The sequence below is a fragment of the Microvirga sp. GN3 genome (assembly GCF_055792825.1).
Genome location: NZ_JBVVAK010000166.1, coordinates 1 through 15,966 on the forward strand (window position 1 = coordinate 1; position 15,966 = coordinate 15,966).

At 60.9% G+C, this 15,966-nt stretch carries 21 protein-coding genes, 2 tRNA genes and 3 pseudogenes; 15 read left to right on the top strand and 11 right to left on the bottom strand.

Annotated elements, in window-relative coordinates:
• From ACS5Q1_RS39845 to ACS5Q1_RS39855, 3 genes and pseudogenes are all read right to left on the bottom strand, one after another.
• Window positions 1-281: pseudogene (locus ACS5Q1_RS39845) on the bottom strand (hypothetical protein); the annotation flags it as partial.
• 101 nt (window positions 282-382) lie between these two features.
• Window positions 383-739: a lysozyme inhibitor LprI family protein gene (locus ACS5Q1_RS39850; RefSeq protein ID WP_473103422.1), complete on the bottom strand. Its 357-nt coding sequence runs from the start codon at window positions 737-739 to the stop codon at window positions 383-385.
• A 470-nt stretch (window positions 740-1,209) separates the two neighbouring features.
• Window positions 1,210-1,530, bottom strand: coding sequence for a GcrA family cell cycle regulator (locus ACS5Q1_RS39855; RefSeq protein WP_473103423.1), 321 nt, complete (start codon window positions 1,528-1,530; stop codon window positions 1,210-1,212).
• A 25-nt stretch (window positions 1,531-1,555) separates the two neighbouring features.
• Here ACS5Q1_RS39855 and ACS5Q1_RS39860 point away from each other — a divergent pair.
• Together ACS5Q1_RS39860 and ACS5Q1_RS39865 are read left to right on the top strand one after the other, a co-directional pair.
• Window positions 1,556-1,631 (top strand) — tRNA-Ile (locus ACS5Q1_RS39860).
• 3 nt (window positions 1,632-1,634) lie between these two features.
• Window positions 1,635-1,718: transfer RNA gene (locus ACS5Q1_RS39865), tRNA-Leu, on the top strand.
• Between the two features lie 645 nt (window positions 1,719-2,363).
• Here the strand turns inward: ACS5Q1_RS39865 and ACS5Q1_RS39870 are convergent.
• Window positions 2,364-3,032, bottom strand: a complete 669-nt coding sequence (locus ACS5Q1_RS39870) for a calcium-binding protein (RefSeq protein WP_473103424.1) — start codon at window positions 3,030-3,032, stop codon at window positions 2,364-2,366.
• A gap of 449 nt (window positions 3,033-3,481) precedes the next feature.
• On the opposite strand from ACS5Q1_RS39870, the pseudogene ACS5Q1_RS39875 reads away from it, so the two are divergent.
• A pseudogene (locus ACS5Q1_RS39875) lies at window positions 3,482-3,907 on the top strand (IS6 family transposase); the annotation flags it as partial.
• Window positions 3,908-3,961: 54 nt separating this feature from the next.
• Here the strand turns inward: ACS5Q1_RS39875 and ACS5Q1_RS39880 are convergent.
• The 4 genes from ACS5Q1_RS39880 to ACS5Q1_RS39895 form a co-directional block, all read right to left on the bottom strand.
• Complete coding sequence (locus ACS5Q1_RS39880; RefSeq protein ID WP_473103425.1) at window positions 3,962-4,660, bottom strand: IS6 family transposase; 699 nt, start codon at window positions 4,658-4,660, stop codon at window positions 3,962-3,964.
• A gap of 982 nt (window positions 4,661-5,642) precedes the next feature.
• Window positions 5,643-5,894: a hypothetical protein gene (locus ACS5Q1_RS39885; protein ID WP_473103426.1), complete on the bottom strand. Its 252-nt coding sequence runs from the start codon at window positions 5,892-5,894 to the stop codon at window positions 5,643-5,645.
• Between the two features lie 21 nt (window positions 5,895-5,915).
• Window positions 5,916-6,254 (bottom strand): hypothetical protein, encoded by a 339-nt coding sequence (locus ACS5Q1_RS39890; protein ID WP_473103427.1) that lies wholly within the window; start codon window positions 6,252-6,254, stop codon window positions 5,916-5,918.
• A 120-nt stretch (window positions 6,255-6,374) separates the two neighbouring features.
• Window positions 6,375-6,512, bottom strand: coding sequence for a hypothetical protein (locus ACS5Q1_RS39895; RefSeq protein ID WP_473103428.1), 138 nt, complete (start codon window positions 6,510-6,512; stop codon window positions 6,375-6,377).
• A gap of 97 nt (window positions 6,513-6,609) precedes the next feature.
• Here ACS5Q1_RS39895 and ACS5Q1_RS39900 point away from each other — a divergent pair.
• From ACS5Q1_RS39900 to ACS5Q1_RS39910, 3 genes and pseudogenes are all read left to right on the top strand, one after another.
• Window positions 6,610-6,846 (top strand): annotated as a pseudogene (locus ACS5Q1_RS39900) (GTP 3',8-cyclase MoaA); the annotation flags it as partial.
• 424 nt (window positions 6,847-7,270) lie between these two features.
• On the top strand, window positions 7,271-7,471 hold the full coding sequence (locus ACS5Q1_RS39905) for a hypothetical protein (protein ID WP_473103429.1): 201 nt from the start codon (window positions 7,271-7,273) through the stop codon (window positions 7,469-7,471).
• A gap of 82 nt (window positions 7,472-7,553) precedes the next feature.
• Window positions 7,554-7,823, top strand: coding sequence for a DUF6894 family protein (locus ACS5Q1_RS39910; RefSeq protein ID WP_473097978.1), 270 nt, complete (start codon window positions 7,554-7,556; stop codon window positions 7,821-7,823).
• A 244-nt stretch (window positions 7,824-8,067) separates the two neighbouring features.
• On the opposite strand, the gene ACS5Q1_RS39915 is transcribed toward ACS5Q1_RS39910, so the two are convergent.
• On the bottom strand, window positions 8,068-9,036 hold the full coding sequence (locus ACS5Q1_RS39915) for an IS5 family transposase (RefSeq protein WP_473103430.1): 969 nt from the start codon (window positions 9,034-9,036) through the stop codon (window positions 8,068-8,070).
• Window positions 9,037-9,120: 84 nt separating this feature from the next.
• Here ACS5Q1_RS39915 and ACS5Q1_RS39920 point away from each other — a divergent pair, with 84 nt between their 5' ends.
• The 6 genes from ACS5Q1_RS39920 (at window position 9,121) to ACS5Q1_RS39945 (ending at window position 13,220) form a co-directional block, all read left to right on the top strand.
• On the top strand, window positions 9,121-9,954 hold the full coding sequence (locus ACS5Q1_RS39920; RefSeq protein ID WP_473103431.1) for an IS5 family transposase: 834 nt from the start codon (window positions 9,121-9,123) through the stop codon (window positions 9,952-9,954).
• Between the two features lie 105 nt (window positions 9,955-10,059).
• Window positions 10,060-10,575 (top strand): IS630 family transposase, encoded by a 516-nt coding sequence (locus ACS5Q1_RS39925; protein ID WP_473103432.1) that lies wholly within the window; start codon window positions 10,060-10,062, stop codon window positions 10,573-10,575.
• Entirely contained in the window at window positions 10,563-11,129 is a 567-nt protein-coding gene (locus ACS5Q1_RS39930) for an IS630 family transposase (protein ID WP_473103441.1), read from the top strand. The genes ACS5Q1_RS39925 and ACS5Q1_RS39930 overlap by 13 nt, the downstream gene beginning before the upstream one ends.
• A 132-nt stretch (window positions 11,130-11,261) precedes the next feature.
• Window positions 11,262-11,771 carry a Ros/MucR family transcriptional regulator gene (locus ACS5Q1_RS39935; RefSeq protein ID WP_473103433.1) on the top strand — a complete coding sequence of 170 codons (510 nt, stop codon included), beginning with the start codon at window positions 11,262-11,264 and terminating at the stop codon, window positions 11,769-11,771.
• 470 nt (window positions 11,772-12,241) lie between these two features.
• Entirely contained in the window at window positions 12,242-12,976 is a 735-nt protein-coding gene (locus ACS5Q1_RS39940) for a Crp/Fnr family transcriptional regulator (RefSeq protein ID WP_473103434.1), read from the top strand.
• A gap of 73 nt (window positions 12,977-13,049) precedes the next feature.
• Entirely contained in the window at window positions 13,050-13,220 is a 171-nt protein-coding gene (locus ACS5Q1_RS39945) for a helix-hairpin-helix domain-containing protein (protein ID WP_473103435.1), read from the top strand.
• A gap of 56 nt (window positions 13,221-13,276) precedes the next feature.
• Here ACS5Q1_RS39945 and ACS5Q1_RS39950 read toward each other — a convergent pair whose 3' ends face one another.
• The gene (locus ACS5Q1_RS39950; protein ID WP_473103436.1) at window positions 13,277-13,609 is read right to left on the bottom strand and encodes a hypothetical protein; all 333 of its coding nucleotides are present in this window, start codon (window positions 13,607-13,609) and stop codon (window positions 13,277-13,279) included.
• 147 nt (window positions 13,610-13,756) lie between these two features.
• Here ACS5Q1_RS39950 and ACS5Q1_RS39955 point away from each other — a divergent pair, with 147 nt between their 5' ends.
• Complete coding sequence (locus ACS5Q1_RS39955) at window positions 13,757-13,999, top strand: hypothetical protein (protein ID WP_473103437.1); 243 nt, start codon at window positions 13,757-13,759, stop codon at window positions 13,997-13,999.
• 297 nt (window positions 14,000-14,296) lie between these two features.
• Here the strand turns inward: ACS5Q1_RS39955 and ACS5Q1_RS39960 are convergent, their stop codons facing one another.
• On the bottom strand, window positions 14,297-14,779 hold the full coding sequence (locus ACS5Q1_RS39960; protein ID WP_473103438.1) for a DUF6894 family protein: 483 nt from the start codon (window positions 14,777-14,779) through the stop codon (window positions 14,297-14,299).
• 283 nt (window positions 14,780-15,062) lie between these two features.
• Between ACS5Q1_RS39960 and ACS5Q1_RS39965 the strand changes: the two genes are divergently transcribed.
• Together ACS5Q1_RS39965 and ACS5Q1_RS39970 are read left to right on the top strand one after the other, a co-directional pair.
• Complete coding sequence (locus ACS5Q1_RS39965; protein WP_473103439.1) at window positions 15,063-15,248, top strand: hypothetical protein; 186 nt, start codon at window positions 15,063-15,065, stop codon at window positions 15,246-15,248.
• A gap of 200 nt (window positions 15,249-15,448) precedes the next feature.
• Window positions 15,449-15,697, top strand: coding sequence for a hypothetical protein (locus ACS5Q1_RS39970; RefSeq protein WP_473103440.1), 249 nt, complete (start codon window positions 15,449-15,451; stop codon window positions 15,695-15,697).
• Window positions 15,698-15,966: the final 269 nt, after the last annotated feature.

Genomic DNA, 15,966 nt, shown 5'->3' on the forward strand with positions numbered 1-15,966 from the left:
TTCTGCGAGAGGCAGGAGCGAAAGGCGAAATCCGTCTCGTCAACCAGTTGTTCGGCCTTGCAGCCTGAACGACCCGTTCGACTGGATTCGTTGTGACCGTTCCAAGTTAATGCAACGGAGCCCCGTCCACCCCAGCACACTTCCTTATGGTCTCCGATCTCGGCGATGTCCTTTCCAACCCGCTCATTGGCAAGAACCGTCTCCCAGCCAGGCCCCGGCGCGTCGGCGAGCTGCTGGGCCCGGGCCGTGATCTCGTCTTCCGTAAACTGCGACGTGGCCATCGAGCGTCTCCTCACGCATGAGAGAGGAGACCCTGCCGATCCAATGTGATGGAATGGCGATGGGTCGGATCTTGTCGGGTGAAGGTCCATGTCGGCTGTGGTCAGAATGGTCCCCGCTTGGCGAGCGCCTCAAATCCATTCCGCAGCTGGCGGATCCGGTCGTCATAAGCCTTGCTCACGCAGGCACGATCATCTCCGCAGCTGGCCCGCCGTTTGAGCCAGGCGGCCTGCTCATCCTCCATGTCGCCGCGGGCGCCCATGCCAAGAAGCGGCTTGAGCTGGGTGTAGAGGACGGACATCTCGACGTCCGCATCATTGAGCTGGCGATCGGCGCAGATGGTCTTTTCGTCGGGGGCCGCGGCCTTGGCACAGTCGAAGCTGGCAGCCTGCGTCGGCTGCCAGGCCGCCGACAGCAAGAGCGTGGAGAGCGCGGCGAGGTAGAGAGAGTTCCTGGTCATCGGATGATCCTCGGAAACCTAACTGCCGAGAGAACTGCGCCAGGCGATAGAGGCTCCCGGTCCAAAGAGCCCGATTGGAAGAAGGGTTAACCAAGAGTAAGGCAGGGCGATCCCTGACAGGCCATGTCCGGAAAGATCCTCAACTGGAGCACATTGGCCATTTCCTCGTGGGCGACAGACCCTACCTACCTCGGTCGCTTGCGCTACCGCCGAGGACAGGAATGACAGAAGAGAGTCACTATCGCGACTACCGCCCGGTAGTCCGGACCGCCGGACCCGGATGGCAGGTCTTCATCTATGAGCCGGGAAGCAGCCTAGCCTTTAGAGAGTTGCCGCACACGGGGGGATAAGGGCGCGCGAGGCTGTGATCGAGGAGGCCAAGGCCTTGGTTGATGAGCAGATCCGCAGCAAGGCTGCTCCCCATTGATTTCACGGTTGCTTGTCGTTCCGCGATTTCTCCTTGGCCCGCTCTAGCGAGGACCGGGAAGGGCGAACCCACGCCCAGTCCTCACACCACCGGAAGCTGGCCTGGTATAGACCAGCCGTCGATGCCAAGGGCACCAGCTGGATCCGTCATCGGTCGGGGCACCGCAGAAGATCGCCTCGGTTTCGTCCGAGACAACATAGCGGCATTGCTGCGCCCGCAGCTTGAAGAGCGTGGTTCGGTCGCGAGACGAGGGTTCGGGGATCTCAGGCATGGGATCCTCAGTGACAGTGACCTGACTCCTAAAGGCCTCGGTCTCTAGGAGTTCCGTGCCGGTGTGCCTTTCCTGATATAGCCAGCCATTCATGAATGCGGCACATTCCGGGAGGCGTGGGCCTGTCACTCAATGGTTAGAGCCGGCCGCTCATAACGGTCTGGTTCCCGGTTCGAGTCCGGGCGGGCCCACCACGTGCGGGCGTGGCGGAATTGGGAGACGCACTGGATTTAGGTTCCAGCGGCGCAAGCTGTGGAGGGCGAGTCCCTCCGCCCGTACCAAGCTATAGCTGATCAAGCATTTATGCTGGGTGGCCGAGAAGGGGTGAAAGAGGTGGCACTGGTCAGCGAGATCTCCTCCAAAGGTCGCTCGCATCGACTGAGGAAATCGAATTGCTGGCCGGTGCCGCGGCTTCGGGAGCGGGGTCATTGCGAGATGACGCCGGGCGAAGCCGAAGCTACAAACTTGCTTGGGATTGTGACGGTTTGGCGGTCTTGCGGGCCGACCTGCTGCTCTAAGGCCAAACGACAGAGGTGATGGGAACAAAATTGCGTAGTGGCGTCTGTCAGTGGCCGTACCTCAGCGAAGACTCGATAATTTTCTCGGCCTCATTTGAGGCGGCAGAAATTAACGTCAGAGTTTGATGCGGGGCACCTAAAGGTGCGGAGGCGTGGCAGCCTGCTGAGGATTGCCACGACCATGCCGGAAGCTCGGGAGAGCGGGCAGCCCTACCATCCCTCTCAGGGGTTGCGTCAGGGGCCACGGGATCAACATGGTGGATGGAAGCTCTCGCATCATCACACCGGTGTGTCGACAAGCATGCGGGCAGTTTGCCCGCTGCTCCCTGAGTAGGGCAGAGAGAGCATGCTCGTCTCTGGCGCTGTCGAAGCCTCCTCCTGACTACCTTCGGAGGAGGCCCGGCGTGCTTAGATGATGAAGAGATAGCTCATGTCCGAAGCGAGCCCCGCGCTCTTGAGCACAACACCGGTTTCGAACAGGCCGTCGGCATTGAGATCGGACACGAGGTAACCCCTGTCGATATCGGAGTTGTAGAGGAACACGTGCCTGATGCTCGTATCGCCATACAAGAAGTCGGCATCGGAGGCAGCGGTTGAAATGGACAACGCGTCTGTGCTGACCTCGCGGTAGTTGCGCGACGTCCCTTTGATGGTCATGTCGATCGAGTCGTAGGATCGGTTCCAATCGGTGATCGTATCGACCGTGCTGCTCGACAGACCAGAGGTGCCTTTGGTGAAGACGAAGACATCCTCGCCGGCGCCACCACTGAGGGTGTCACGCCCGGAGCCGCCGGAAAGAAGGTCCTCGCCAGAGCCGCCTGACAGGTAGTCAAGACCTGAGCCGCCATACAGGTCATCCCAGCCGGCGTTGCCATAAAGGTCGTCGTGGCCAGCGCTGCCACTCAGGTAGTCATCTCCAAAACCGCCAGAGATCGTGTCGTGATCGTAGCCGCCATAGATATCATCGTCGCCATCAAAGCCGTAGAGCAGGTCGTCGCCGTCATACCCGATGATGGTATCGAAGTAGTCTGAGCCATCGAAGTCATCATCGAAATCGGTTCCGTAATAGGTCATCATTATTACCTCTGAGGCAGTACGTTTCTGCGTTGTTTTACAAGGACACCGGTTGAAGGCACCGTTGCCGAGTGGTCCCACCCGAGTGGTTCACTCGTAGTGGTGCCATGATCGGGCACCACGGCTGAATGGTGGCAGGATAGCCCGTTCATCCGCCGTATAGATGCCGAAGCGGTAGTCAGGCCAGATTAGGCTTAATGGTTCGTAAAGAGCGCGACCTCAGGGAGTCGATGTCGCAGGCGGAGAGGCCATCGAGGCCAAGCAGATCAAGGCACCTGAGTTATAGAACGGGTTATATTTTCGGCCCGTTTTGCAGAAGATCGCTCGTCTCAACCGCGGGCCACGAAACGTCGCAAGATGAGCGGCTGTCTCAGAAAGGCAGCGGCTCCTCACCGCAGCTCGTGGTATTGTCAGGTTGGCGAGAGTTCGGCGTCTATGGCAGGGTCCCGGGCATGACCACGACACCCAATCCGTACCGCGGCTTCCGCTTCCCGGCCGAAATCATCAACCAAGCCGTCTGATTGTATCACGGCTTCAGCCTGAGCTCGCGGGAGGTCGAGCTGATCTTGGCGGCGCGGGGCGTCGTGGTCAGCTACGAGACGATCCGCGACTTGAGCTTGCGCTTCGGACGAGCTTACGCCAATAGCCTCAAGCGGCGCCGACCGCGACCAGGAGACAAATGGTTTCTGGATGAGGTGTTTGTCCGTATCCGAGGCAAACTGCACTATCTCTGGCGAGCGGTTGATCAGCACGGAAACGTGCTCGATGTTCTGGTGCAGAGCCGCCGCAACAAAAAGGCAGCAAAGCGTTTCTTTCGCAAGCTGCTGAAGGATTTGTGCTACACGCCGAGGGTCATTGTGACGGACAAACTCGGATCCGGCTTTGTTGCATTAATCTGGAAAGGGCATGACGAACCCAGTCGACTGGGCCACTCAAGCTGCAAGGCCGAAGAGCTGGTTCACAAGGCGGATTTCGCCTGTCGCGCCGGACTGTGCCAAGACACAGTGGCCGCGGCGGATCATGCGCATCACTTCAAAGCCCTTCAGGGTCGCAGAGGCGGTTCTCATCGTCTGGAATCCGCGGGTTGGCCGGATCACACGCTTGAGCGCGCCGTGGTCCGCCTCGATGATGTTGTTGAGATATTTTGAGGTGCGGTGTTCGACATCCTTCGACAGCATCCTTTCGTTTTGTAAGCGCCGGATCGCCTTGGGATACGAGGCCAGTTTGTCGGTTGTGATGGATGATGGAGGGTAGTCGCTCATCGATTTCACTGCCTTTCGGAGGAACCGATAAGCGGCTCTGGTGTTGCGGCAATCTGACAGCATGAAGTCGACCAGCTGACCGTGCTTGTCGATGGCGCGAAAGAAATACTTCCACGTGCCGCCCACCCGCACATAAGTCTCATCCACGCGCCATGAGCCGGATCGCCGTCCCTGGTACGGGCGCACCCGCTTCTCGATCTCCGGTGCGTAGCGCTGAACCCATCTGAAAATGGTGGATGGATCAACCTCGACGCCACGTTCCTGCATCATCTCAGACAGGTCGCGGTAGCTGATGCCGTACTTGCAGTACCAGCGCACGCACAGCAGGATGATCTCAACCGGAAAGCGACGGCGCTTGAACAAGGACAATGAGGCGGCTCCTCAGGTAGCTACCACGGTCTAAACTGCCAAGGTTAATGCAACAGTCCCAGAAAAATGTAGGGCCGCCGGTTCAGCCGCTGTGTGGAAAGAAAATGTTCTGAGACGAATGAGCCTTGGCGGCCGTGGTTGACCCGCACAGGTCTCAGCCTGTCTATCAAGGGCTCCGTTGCATCAACCTTGGCAGTTTAATGAAGAACGCCAGTCGAGGAACTGTCTTGTCGAGATCATCCTGCTGTGCGTGCGCTGGCACTGGCAGTACCCGATCAGCTACCGGTACTCGTCGCAAACTCCTTGTTTCGGAGATTCAGCCGCCGAAATCTTGGTCAGAATAGTAAAGAGGGTCCAGAACAACATCCATGTCCTATGATACGTATTCAGGAGCTGAATTGCGGCAGAGATGCCCACTCCTGGCCCGCGTCGTGACGGTTGTAGAACAGCGGTGGGAGCGGGCGACCGGGAGCGCTTAGCGTAACAGGAAACGGAGTAAGAACTGATGGGGTCGCCCCGCATCTGGCGGATCTTTACTTCAATGAGGTCGGCTTTCGCCGGTTTTAAGGATGGTTACCGGTTAGGCACCGTGCCGCACGCGCAAAGGGCGGCAAGTGACCAAGACGCTGCAGGCACGAGTCCCACCGGCCCTGCAATTCCCAGCGGGTATTCAGCTCAGAAATAGGACGCGAAATGCGGCGGACCCAGAGTAGGTGGGAAGGAGGATGATGTCGTGTCATGAACCGAGGTCGACCATGAGGTGTCTCCTGTCGGGGAGGGAATGGACGCGGCAACTCTCCTACTGGCAGTCGGCCTTGACTGTTCGCTCTCCGCCGTCCGCAGGCCTACGCGGCGGAGGATCCGTCTGACCAGCTGTTCCTGACCCAGACTCGAAGGGGTGGCTGCGGCATGATTGAACATTGCGACGGCTAGGCTATGGCGCGGCAACGTCCTGTACTGAGGCGAGTTCCACAGGGACGGTTCAGCTCTCGGCAAAGCGAACAAACGCCCGCAAGCCTTCGATCAGCTGGGTTCTCTGATCCTCGGGCAGACCCGGGCAGGTGGCATCCACCAAGGCCGCCAGCTCCTCACGGCTGGGCCGGCGCTCCCGGATCTCGCGGGCCCACACGGCGATCTCTGAGGCTGAGCCGGCACAGGGCGGGCGCGCGTCGATGATCTTGTGGGCGAACTCGATGATCTGGTCGAGCGGAGCAGTGTCTGGCGCAAGCGGCATGGTGGCCTCAGGCGATTGTGGTCACTTCGGGTCGACGCTCTGGTCGCCGCCCGGACTGCCCGGCGGGGGGATGACAAGGGTCGTGCCCGGGTTCGCGACCGGGGGGCGCACGGCCATGTCGGGGGCAATGTTGGCCGGCGGGCGGATTACACCATCGGTGCGTTCGAGCTTGTCGCTGAGCGGCGCATCCGAGCGGCCGACCGACCCGGTCGAGCGCGGATCCTGCGGTCCGGTGCTCTCGATTTTGAGGGTCTCGGACGACCGAGGCTGACCTTGGGCCCGGACCGTCTGCAGCGTGCCAGCGATCACGCCAGCCGCTGCGACACAGGTCAGGAGAAGCTGTTTTGGTTTGAGGCGCATGCGTGGCCTCCTTAACCTAGGTTAAGTTCAGCTATCCAACGCGAGCTCGCCCGCAGCCGTTCCGTCCCGTACCCCTGCTCGCAAAATTGTACCGGAGGTTCTCTGCTCAGGGGCTGAATTCTAGTGCTTGGAGACAGTCCGATCCTCGACGATCTCGCTCACAGTCCATTTTGTGGACTGAGCGGTCACAGCTCCTGTGGGTTTGTCTTTCTTCGGCTTCTTGGCCTCGCGATTCCCATGCTGTTCACGGTGTGCCATGACTTCCTCCGTCATCCCAGGATCGTCTCAGCGGATTGCGCCGCTCAATAATACCACATTGGGACCCGCCGAGACTAAGGGCTCCGACCGAGACACATTCTGCGAAAGCTGCAACCGCGTGCGCCTGACCTGCACCGGATAGCTCTTCATGTGCCTCGGCCAGGATGACATGGCCGACCTGAGGACGCCGCTGCGCTCGTCCGAGGGAAACGAGAGCTTGGAGCAGGCGATTGCGGAAGCGATCAGCCGCAAACCGAAGCGGCACGACTTCATCACCGACCGTCTGCATGACCGTCCGGCGATTGGGCGTCACATGAGCAGGACAGGCGGTTGAAAGGGGATCACCGGGGCACTGAAAGAACACGATTAGGTCCTCGGTAAACGTCCGGTTGTCCTCTGTTGCGGAAGTCGAACGGACTTCCGGAGGGTGTCATGAGTAGGCCATCCAGCCCCCAAGCCATGGCTCCCGCCGGACCCTTATCGGTTCACGGATGGCTCTCATGCCGATGAGAGTTCCCGTTTCATACCGCCCAATCCGCGGAGGATTCGAGGAGTGGCCTCAACCAAAGGAGAGCTTCGAAGTGGCGGCTTACGGGAGTAGGCTGAGGTCAGTGGCCTCTCATGGCCTGGTCCGCTGGACGGCCTTGATGGCGAGGCCCCGACGCCGGCCGATCGGGAGGTTCTCCAACCCCTATCGCGCCGGCGTCGCCCCCTTGGCTGTAGGGGATAATCTCGGGCTGTGGTGGAGGCAGTAGGCCGTGCAACATCCCTGTCACGATAAGGCGGCTGAATATCGCCATCAGGCGCGGGAGATCCGGGCGATTGTCCAGAAGCTCTCGGTCGATGAGGCCCGCGAGCAACTCCTTGAGACGGCCAAGCGCCTTGAAGGGCTTGCGGAGGAAGAGGAGCGCCGGGCTCAGGCCGACGGCTCCAAGCCGGAGCCTCGATCAGGGGCATGATTTCCGGTAGGCGCCTATCTGGACCGGCGAACACAATGCCCACCTGAGCGTTATGGCTACCATCCGCCAGGGATGCACAGCCATGCCGCGCTACTTTTTCGACATCCGCGAGGGGCTGGAATTCCGTCCCGATCGTGCCGGCGAGGAGTTCGAGGACCTGGGCTCTGCCAAAGCCCACGCCGTGGGCCTTGCCGGAGAGATCGCGAAGGACATGCCTCTGGAACCCTCGAACCATGTTGTCATCGTTGAGGTCTGCAACGAAAGCAAAGAGCGCCTGATCACCGTGACCGTCTCGCTCTGGTTCGAACGAACCCAGGTCGAGGATCAGCCTGCGCAGCCTTGGAGTGCGTAATTCGGGAAAGACGGGAATTGCGGAACGCGCTATCGACCAGCATTGGTCAGTTATCAGGGAAGAGATCCAACCAGGGCGAGGTCCGCTCGGGGTGAACCTGCGATGGAGAGTGATGGGCTTGGAAGGTCGGCGGTCCAACTCACTTCGGACATTCGCAGGCATTGTGGGATCCTGGGTCGAGCGGTCCACTTGGACTTTGGTGCGTAATTCAGATGTGGGCCGCGTTCTCCCCCTGACGGCGGGCTCATGCGATGCGCTGGGACACGGGCATGCCAAGCCGCGTCATGACGTTGAGGACCTTGCAGCCCGCGGCCGCTTCAGCCTTTTGCGTAGGCAGAGTCCGGGCGGAGAGGCGGCGACCGATCAGGGTCTTGTAGCGCATCATCGCAACCTCGCCCAGTGATCGCCGGCCGTAGTTGACCGCCTTCTGCCAGCCGAGCCGACTGCGCTCTTGGATCATCTGGAGGTGCCGGTCCCGCTGCGTGGGTTCCGTCTCGGCCGTGTCGCTCAGCACCGCTGTTGATCGTGGTGGGATGATCACGGTAGTGGCAGCGTTCCGCTCGGCAATGATACGATAGACGGGCTCACCATCGTACGCGCCATCAGCCGTGACTGAAGCGATCGGGCCCGAGATCTGATCCAGCAAGGGCCCGACCTGTGAGGCATCGCCGTCTTCAGTGGTCGTCAGCTCGGAGGCAAGGATCTCACTGGTATCGGGATCAACAGCGAGGTGTAACTTGCGCCAGGACCTGCGCCCTTTTCCACCATGCTTCTCGCGCTGCCATTCGCCGGCCCCAAACACCTTCAGGCCGGTGGAGTCGATCACCACGTTCACCGGCCCGCGTGCTGTGCCGAACGCCTTAGCGACGGTCAGGTCGACACTGCGGCGGGAGAAGGTGGTGTGATCGGGGACCGGAAGCTCCAGGCCGAGCAGTCGCATGATCGAGGCCAGCATGCCTTCGGTCTGGCGCCAGGGTCGGGCAAATGCCAGCCGCAGCATCAGGCCCGTTTCGACGACCATCTCGGAGTATCGCTGTGGTCGACCACGTCGGCCCGTATATGCCGGCGTCCATGCCTCGATCGCTTCAGCCGTCACCCAGATGGTCAAGTCGCCGCGGCGGCGCAGCGCGGCATCATAATCCGGCCAATTCTTCACGCGGTAGCGGGCCTTTGGGATTCTGTGGCGGTGCTTTTCATTTTCCTTGTAGGGCATACGACACTCGGCATCAGTGGACCGCCTCTATACCCGCCGGGTCATCTTAACGTCAGCCGCCACGCTGAATTATGCACCAATGTCATGGACGTCTGTTCCTACGCCAGCGATCTCACCGATGCGGAATGGGTGCTGCTCGAACCGCTGATCCCCCGCAGCCATCCGGCCGGACGGCGACAGACCTATCCGTTACGGCGCATCATCGACGCGATCTTCTATCTGCTGCGCACCGGCGCCCAATGGCGGATGCTGCCGCACGAATATCCCCCGCGCTACGCCGTCTTCTACCATTATGCTCAGTGGCGCGAGAACGGCACTTGGGAGCAGGTCACGCGCGTGTTGCGCGAGAGCTACCGTCGCACGATCGGCCGGGCTCCTCAGCCGAGTGCGGCCATCATCGATAGCCAATCGGTCAAGACCTCTGAGATGGGTGGACCGCGTGGCTATGATGGCGCCAAGAAGGTGAAGGGCCGCAAGCGCCATCTTCTCGTTGATACGCAAGGCAATCTGCTGAAGAACAGCGTGCGTCCAGCCGACATCCATGACCGCGCCGGAGCCGAGATTTTGTTGTCGGGCCTGCAGCATCTGTTTCCTGCCATTGAGCTGATGTGGGCGGACACGGCTTATCGTGGGTTGAAGGACTGGCTCCAGAAGGCATTGGGCTGGAGATTATCCATCCCGCAGCATTGGTGGACAGGCGGCGTCTGGACACGGATCGGCGCGGAGCCGCCGACGCGTCCGAGCGGCTTTCAGGTGCTCGCACGCAGATGGGTGGTGGAGCGAACGATCGGCGGGCTCACCACCAACCGGCGGCTGGCCAAGGACTATGAGCGCTTCGTCGAAACCGGCGAGATGCTGCTCTATCTCGCGATGAGCCGCATCCTGCTCCGGCGCCTCACCCGCAAAGGCGAAAGATAATTGCTCACCAGCCTCTCATACCGCCGCGCAGTTGAAGTGACTCTGGCGAGCTTTTCCCTTAGGCGAGGACGTGATCCCATCCAGTTTGGCAGGATGGAGGCAGCCATGGGCCAGATGCTTACAATCCGGACCGACATCGACAGCCCTGCAGGTCTGCGCCGCCGGGCCAAGAAGGAGCCCAATCGCCGTGCTGCCTTGCGCATGCTGGCGATCGCCAATGCTCTGGAGGGCATGAGCCGGGCGGATGCGGCCCGGGTGGTCGGGATCGAGCGCCAGTCCCTGTGCGATGCCATCAAGCGCTTCAACGCCGAGGGGCTGGCCGGGCTCTACGATCATCCGAAGGGACATCGCAGACCTATCCTGAGCGAGGGCGAGGAGGCCGCCCTGATCGCCCGCATCCTGCGTGGTCCCGATCCGGAGAAAGGGGAACCCTCGAGTTGGACGCTGCCAGACCTCTGTCGCTTCATCGAGGAGCGGTTTGGCAAGCATATGTGCCCGCAATCGATGTCACGCGTCGTGCGCCGGTTGGGGCTGTCGCGGCAAAAGACCCGACCGGTTCATCCCCAGCGCGATGCCAAGGCGGTCGCGGCCTTCGAAAAAGGGGGCTTCTGTCAGCCGTAGAAACGGCTGCTGCCGCCCATCCCGGCCAGTACATTGAGCTCTGGTTCCAAGACGAAGCGCGCGTCGGACAGAAAGGCAGGATCGCGCACCGCTGGTGGATCAAGGGCGAACGAGCACCCGGCTTGTGCGACAAGCGCTTTGCCTCAGCCTACATCTTTGCGGCCGTGCGGCCGGCCACCGGCGAGGACTTCGCGCTGGTGATCCCGCATGTCTCGGCTGCCGCTATGGACGTGTTCCTGGAGCAGTTCGCCCGAACTCTGCCGGACGACACGCATGCTGTGATGGTACTCGACGGAGCGGGTTGGCATGACGAGCGAGCGTTGCATGTCCCAGCCCATCTCACTCTGGTGTCGCTGCCGCCCTATGCGCCGGACCTCAACCCAGTCGAGCGCATCTGGCTGTATCTGCGCGAGCGCTATCTCTCGCACCGGTTGCTGGCCGACGAAGAGGCCATCATCGAAGCTTGTTGTCGCGCCTGGAACGCACTTACGGCTGAGACCGGACGCATCCAGTCCCTCTGCGCATACCCCTATATCAATCAAGTCGCTTCATAGGCGCGGCGGTATGATCCTGCCACCTCAACCGGGGTGGTGGATTTCCATCCACAGGTGCTGACGTGCGCAGATGCTTGACCCCGCAACGTATTTGGCGAACTGATTGCACCATACCCGGTAATGGGATGAGTTATGGATCAGGCAGAACAGCAGAAGCTGGATCTTATCAGCATCACCGCCGACATCGTTTCATCGTATGTGGCGAACAATGCAGTCCATCGGGCCGAGCTGCCGGCCGTGATAGCGTCCGTACATGCTGCGCTGCAGGGATTAGTCGCTCCCAAGCAGCTGGAGCCTGGGAAGCGCGAGCCAGTCGTTTCGATCCGCAAGTCTGTCACGTCTGACTACCTGATCAGTCTCGAAGACGGCAAGAAGTACAAGATGCTCAAGCGCCATCTTGGAAAGCTGGGGCTAACCCCCGAGCAGTACCGTGCCAAGTGGGGCCTCCCCGATGACTATCCGATCGTCGCGCCAAACTATGCTCTGCGGCGCTCTGAACTCGCCAGAAGCAGCGGCCTCGGCCAGCAGCGGCGGAAGACCGCCGCGAAAGCAGTTGCCGTGCCGGAGGAGACCGCAATGGCTCCGGCTGAGGCTTCAAGGCCTAAGCGTCGCGCACCTTCCAAGAGGAAGACCAGCGAGTAAGCTCCGAGCGGCCTTAGGTGGCTTAGCAAAACCCCGTCCCAACCATCTCACTCAGGCGAGGCTTGCCTGCCCCTCCGTTCAAGATCTGCAATCTGACCCGGTTTGCTTCTGCCTTTGGCAGGGATCGGGCGATGCAGATACCGTTGTAGACAAGCTTAATGGAGCGACCGTCAGCTTCTCGCGTTGTCCCTGCTCGTCGTGACGCTCATCGTTCATGGGCTATCTCCGAACTCGCCCAGCCTTATCAGCCTCGCGTGTGCACGAGAAGACTGTCCGGAGAGTGGCGAGAAGGCAGACCGTTGACGGGTGCATTGCTAAGTCCGGCTCAGGAAAAGAGGCCCCGCTCGGTCTCCCGGCTGGACGGGTTTCTGCTAATTGCCCTGAGCAGGCAAGCCACGTTTGGACCGTACCGCACCTTTCCTGCGTTATCTGATGGGTTGCTGGTCCAAGCGTCGGTCGGAGGCGCTGCCATGGCCCAGGTCCAGAGGCAACCACGGCACCACGACAACTGGCTTCTGGCGGCCCTGGAGCCGGAGGATCTGGCCCATCTGGAGCCGGACCTGGAGGTCGTAAGCCTGCCGAGAGGCACCATCCTGTACGAAGCTGGCGACACCATCCGCTACACCTACTTCCCGCATGATGCCATCGTGGGCCTGATCAACGTCATGGAGGATGGCCAGTTCGTCGCGGTGGCGTCCTTCGGGCGCGAGGGGCTGTTCGGCCTGATCAGCGCCATTGTCTCGCGAGAGGCCTTCGGGCGCTACAAGGTACTAGTTCCCGGCACCGCCTCCCGCATCGCCCTCGACCGGGTGCAGCAGGCGATGCGCACCCGGGCCACGCTCCGACGATTGGTTCTCAGCTACACCGAGGCGCTGCTGGCCCAGACCTTTCAGACCGTCTCCTGCAATGCGATCCACACGGCGGAGGCCCGGTGCTGCAGCTGGATCCTGAACACCCGGGACCGGATGGATGAGGACGTTCTGCCGCTGACCCATGCCGATCTGGCCGAGTTTTTAGGCGTGCAACGCTCCACGATCAGCATCGCTCTCGGCACGCTTCAGACGCGAGGCCTGATCACCCAGCAGCGCGCCGGCATCATCATCGCGGACCGGGCTGGTCTCGAAGAGCTCGCGTGCGAGTGCTACGGCAAGATCCGCCAGATCTTCGCCCGCTTGCTGCCCATGCCGCCATCCTGGGCCTCCTGACATCAAGGCGGGAGGTGACGCACATGCCTGATCCTCGGTGGGAACGCATTGGTGGACGATCCGGGGACTGCGCTTGCCTTTCCAGGCCTGGGAGGCTCTGCGGACCGAGGGCATCACGACCTTGGACCGGCTCAGGGCCATGGCGGACCACATTCACACGCTGCCGGGCATTGGCCCCAAGACGGCGCGATTGATCCGGGAGGAACTCGCCCGTGCCGCATCCTCGCGGAAGGCCCCTGATTAGGACAGGGATCGCCCATTGAACCACGTATGGAACTCGTAAGCTTGGCTCTCTCTTAGTTACCTAGGAGCCGAAGTGTTAAGTGAGGGTGTTCCATGCCGCTCCGTCACGCCCCTGTTGTTGAATGGCCCACGGCGCTTGCTCCCCTGCTGCAGGAGGCACAGATCGCCTCCGGCAGCGATGGCAAACATGTCTGCCGGGTTGATGTCGATGTGGATGCGCAAACCCTGCTCGCCATCCATGAGTTCGAGGCGCACCTTCGCCACCGCCCCGTCCAACTCAGACTGGCAGGCGGTGCTGACTGCATGACGGGCGAGATGAACCCATCGCTCGGCCTGGGCGCTCCGTCTGACCTGAGCCGCCACGTCGCGAAGGTGCGCCTCAGTTTTCACGATCTTCACCAGAGTGAGTGTGTTGAAGCAGCTGCAAGCGACTAAGGTCGCAATTTGCGCGTAAGCCCCTTTTGGATTGCTTTCTTCATCGACCATTCAGGCCAGGTGTGGCCCGGTCGCAGACCACTCGGAACCTGGAGAAGCGCAGTGAAACACCTGTTCACATTCTCGATCCTGGTTGCCCTTGTTCTTGCGACGCCGAGCCACGCCGGCAACACATCGTCGAACTCAAGCTCGAACTCTTCAAATGGGGTCCATACCCGGGTCGATACGGTCATCACGGACGACGGATATGGACGACGCATCTATGAGCGGCGCGTGTATCGCGAACGCGACCGGGATGATGACCGCTCTCAACGCCGCTGGCGGCGCGTGCGAGATGACGATTGAGTCCACAGGAGAACTGGTCTCCGGCCAGTTCTGCGCCGCGCGACGGCACGCCTGTGATCCTCTGGCTGGTTGAGGATGAGACACCACCCGTTCTCCCGCTGACGGTCGGGTATTGGGCAATCAGCGCAAGAGCCCGCGTCGGCTACTGGCAAATATTCGGAGATCCCCCGCGCGTCTGCTCCAACAGGCAGATTCGCGGATGGAAGCCACTTCTTCGGGAGTAGGAAGAATGTTCGCGTGAGTCGGAGAAATCGTTATAGAACAGCAAACAAGCGGCAGGGCTGTCGGGATCTTTGACTAAGACAGCCGTGTTCCGGCAGGCGCTTGCTTGAAGCAGCGGCAAAGGTGCTTCTCGCAGCTGAATTCGTCTTCCAGCAGGACTTGCGACGCCTTGTGCTCGGCGCATCGGATCTCAACCATCTCCCAGACGAACAACTCCGCCGAGGACCGTTGTGGGAAGCCGCCGACAAACTCATCGTCGCAGAAAATCAGCCAGCCAACATTGCTGCCGACGATTTTGTAGGTGGCGTGAGAGTGCGGCAAAGACGGCCTCAAATGTTCGGAGAACGGCAGGCGGAACACCACCTCGCCGGTCTCATTCGCGACCTCGATGGCATGGTCCCGTGGATCGTGGCCTTGGGCTGCGAACATTTGTTTGAGGTCTGGGGCCGCTCGCACCGCTGCGCTCCAGGCCGTCGCTATATCCGGGTAATCGAGGCCAGACTCGTCGCGGCTAAGGCCATGGCCGTTGCGCCGGATGTGGAAGTAGAAGCGAGGCATGGCGTTTCCCAGAGCCAACCAGTGGACGGCTGAAATAATGCACTCATAGCGGAAGCGTTCCGCCTCTCAATTTCGGATAGTTTCCTTATCCCTTGGAGAGACCAGCCGGGACCAAACCTGGCCCTGGTTTGCGAAATGTGTCGTGCCCGCGGGGATGAGCATTCTGGGATTCATCACGACGCTCAAGCCGCCACAGCCCCCTCGCAGGCCGTTTGTGGAACCGGCCCTGTCGAGACAATTTCCATTTGTGCCCCTCGGAAGCTGCGAGAGGGAGCTGGGCTCAATGGCATGGATCGATCGCGCGAAGAGGCTGTATCTGCCGATGCCCGACAATTTCGACGATGAGGATTGGCCTGACATCAACCAGAAGCCGCCGAAAGCTGATCGATTGAGCCACGTTCTCAGATGGCTGAGTTTGGTCGGTGCGATAGGGCTTCTCGGCACGGCGATCCTGATCGCCAACGAGTAGAACCGCAACACCACGAACTTCCGATGGGCCATATGGGACAGGGATCGACCAACCGCCCGGATGACGAACCCTACGGCCGCAATCTGGAGCGAAACGATCGCCGCTGCGTAACCCTTCAGTAGGGACTGGCATTCCTGATGCATCGTTTAGGATGCGTAATTTCGAATGGTTACAACTTCTTCTTTGGCTCGGAGATCGGAATGTCTCGCGAATTCAACGCTGTCTGCAAAGGACCCATCGAAGGATTGCATCTGCCGCGTAATGCCTGGGTTGCGCTCGACAAGGCGAACATTAGGAACCTCGACCAGCCCCGGGCTGTGGCGGACGAGATCGAGCATGTGGTCGATGGCGTCGGATCTAAGACAGCCGAAGCAATCCGGGCAGAAATCGCCCGTTTGCTGCTCGCCGGAGAACTGTCGCTGGCCCCTTACGCAGAAGGCCAGGATTAGATTTCAAAACCGTGTCCGCCCCAGCGCCATGCGACAGCAGCCGTTATCATACTCCAGGATAAGGAACTGACAGCCCAGGTGAGAACTTCTTGTAGCGGCGGTCATGACGCCCTGGCCCAGGGCTCGCAGGGCGCTTTTGGTGGACAGACATGCTGTGGGTCATTCTCCTCCTTGGTGCCGCTGGATTCGGCGCCGGCTACGCGGCTGAGCGGGCAGTCATCCCGAAACTCCAGTATCGTCCAGGTACCCCCAACGAAGTGGTTGAAAGA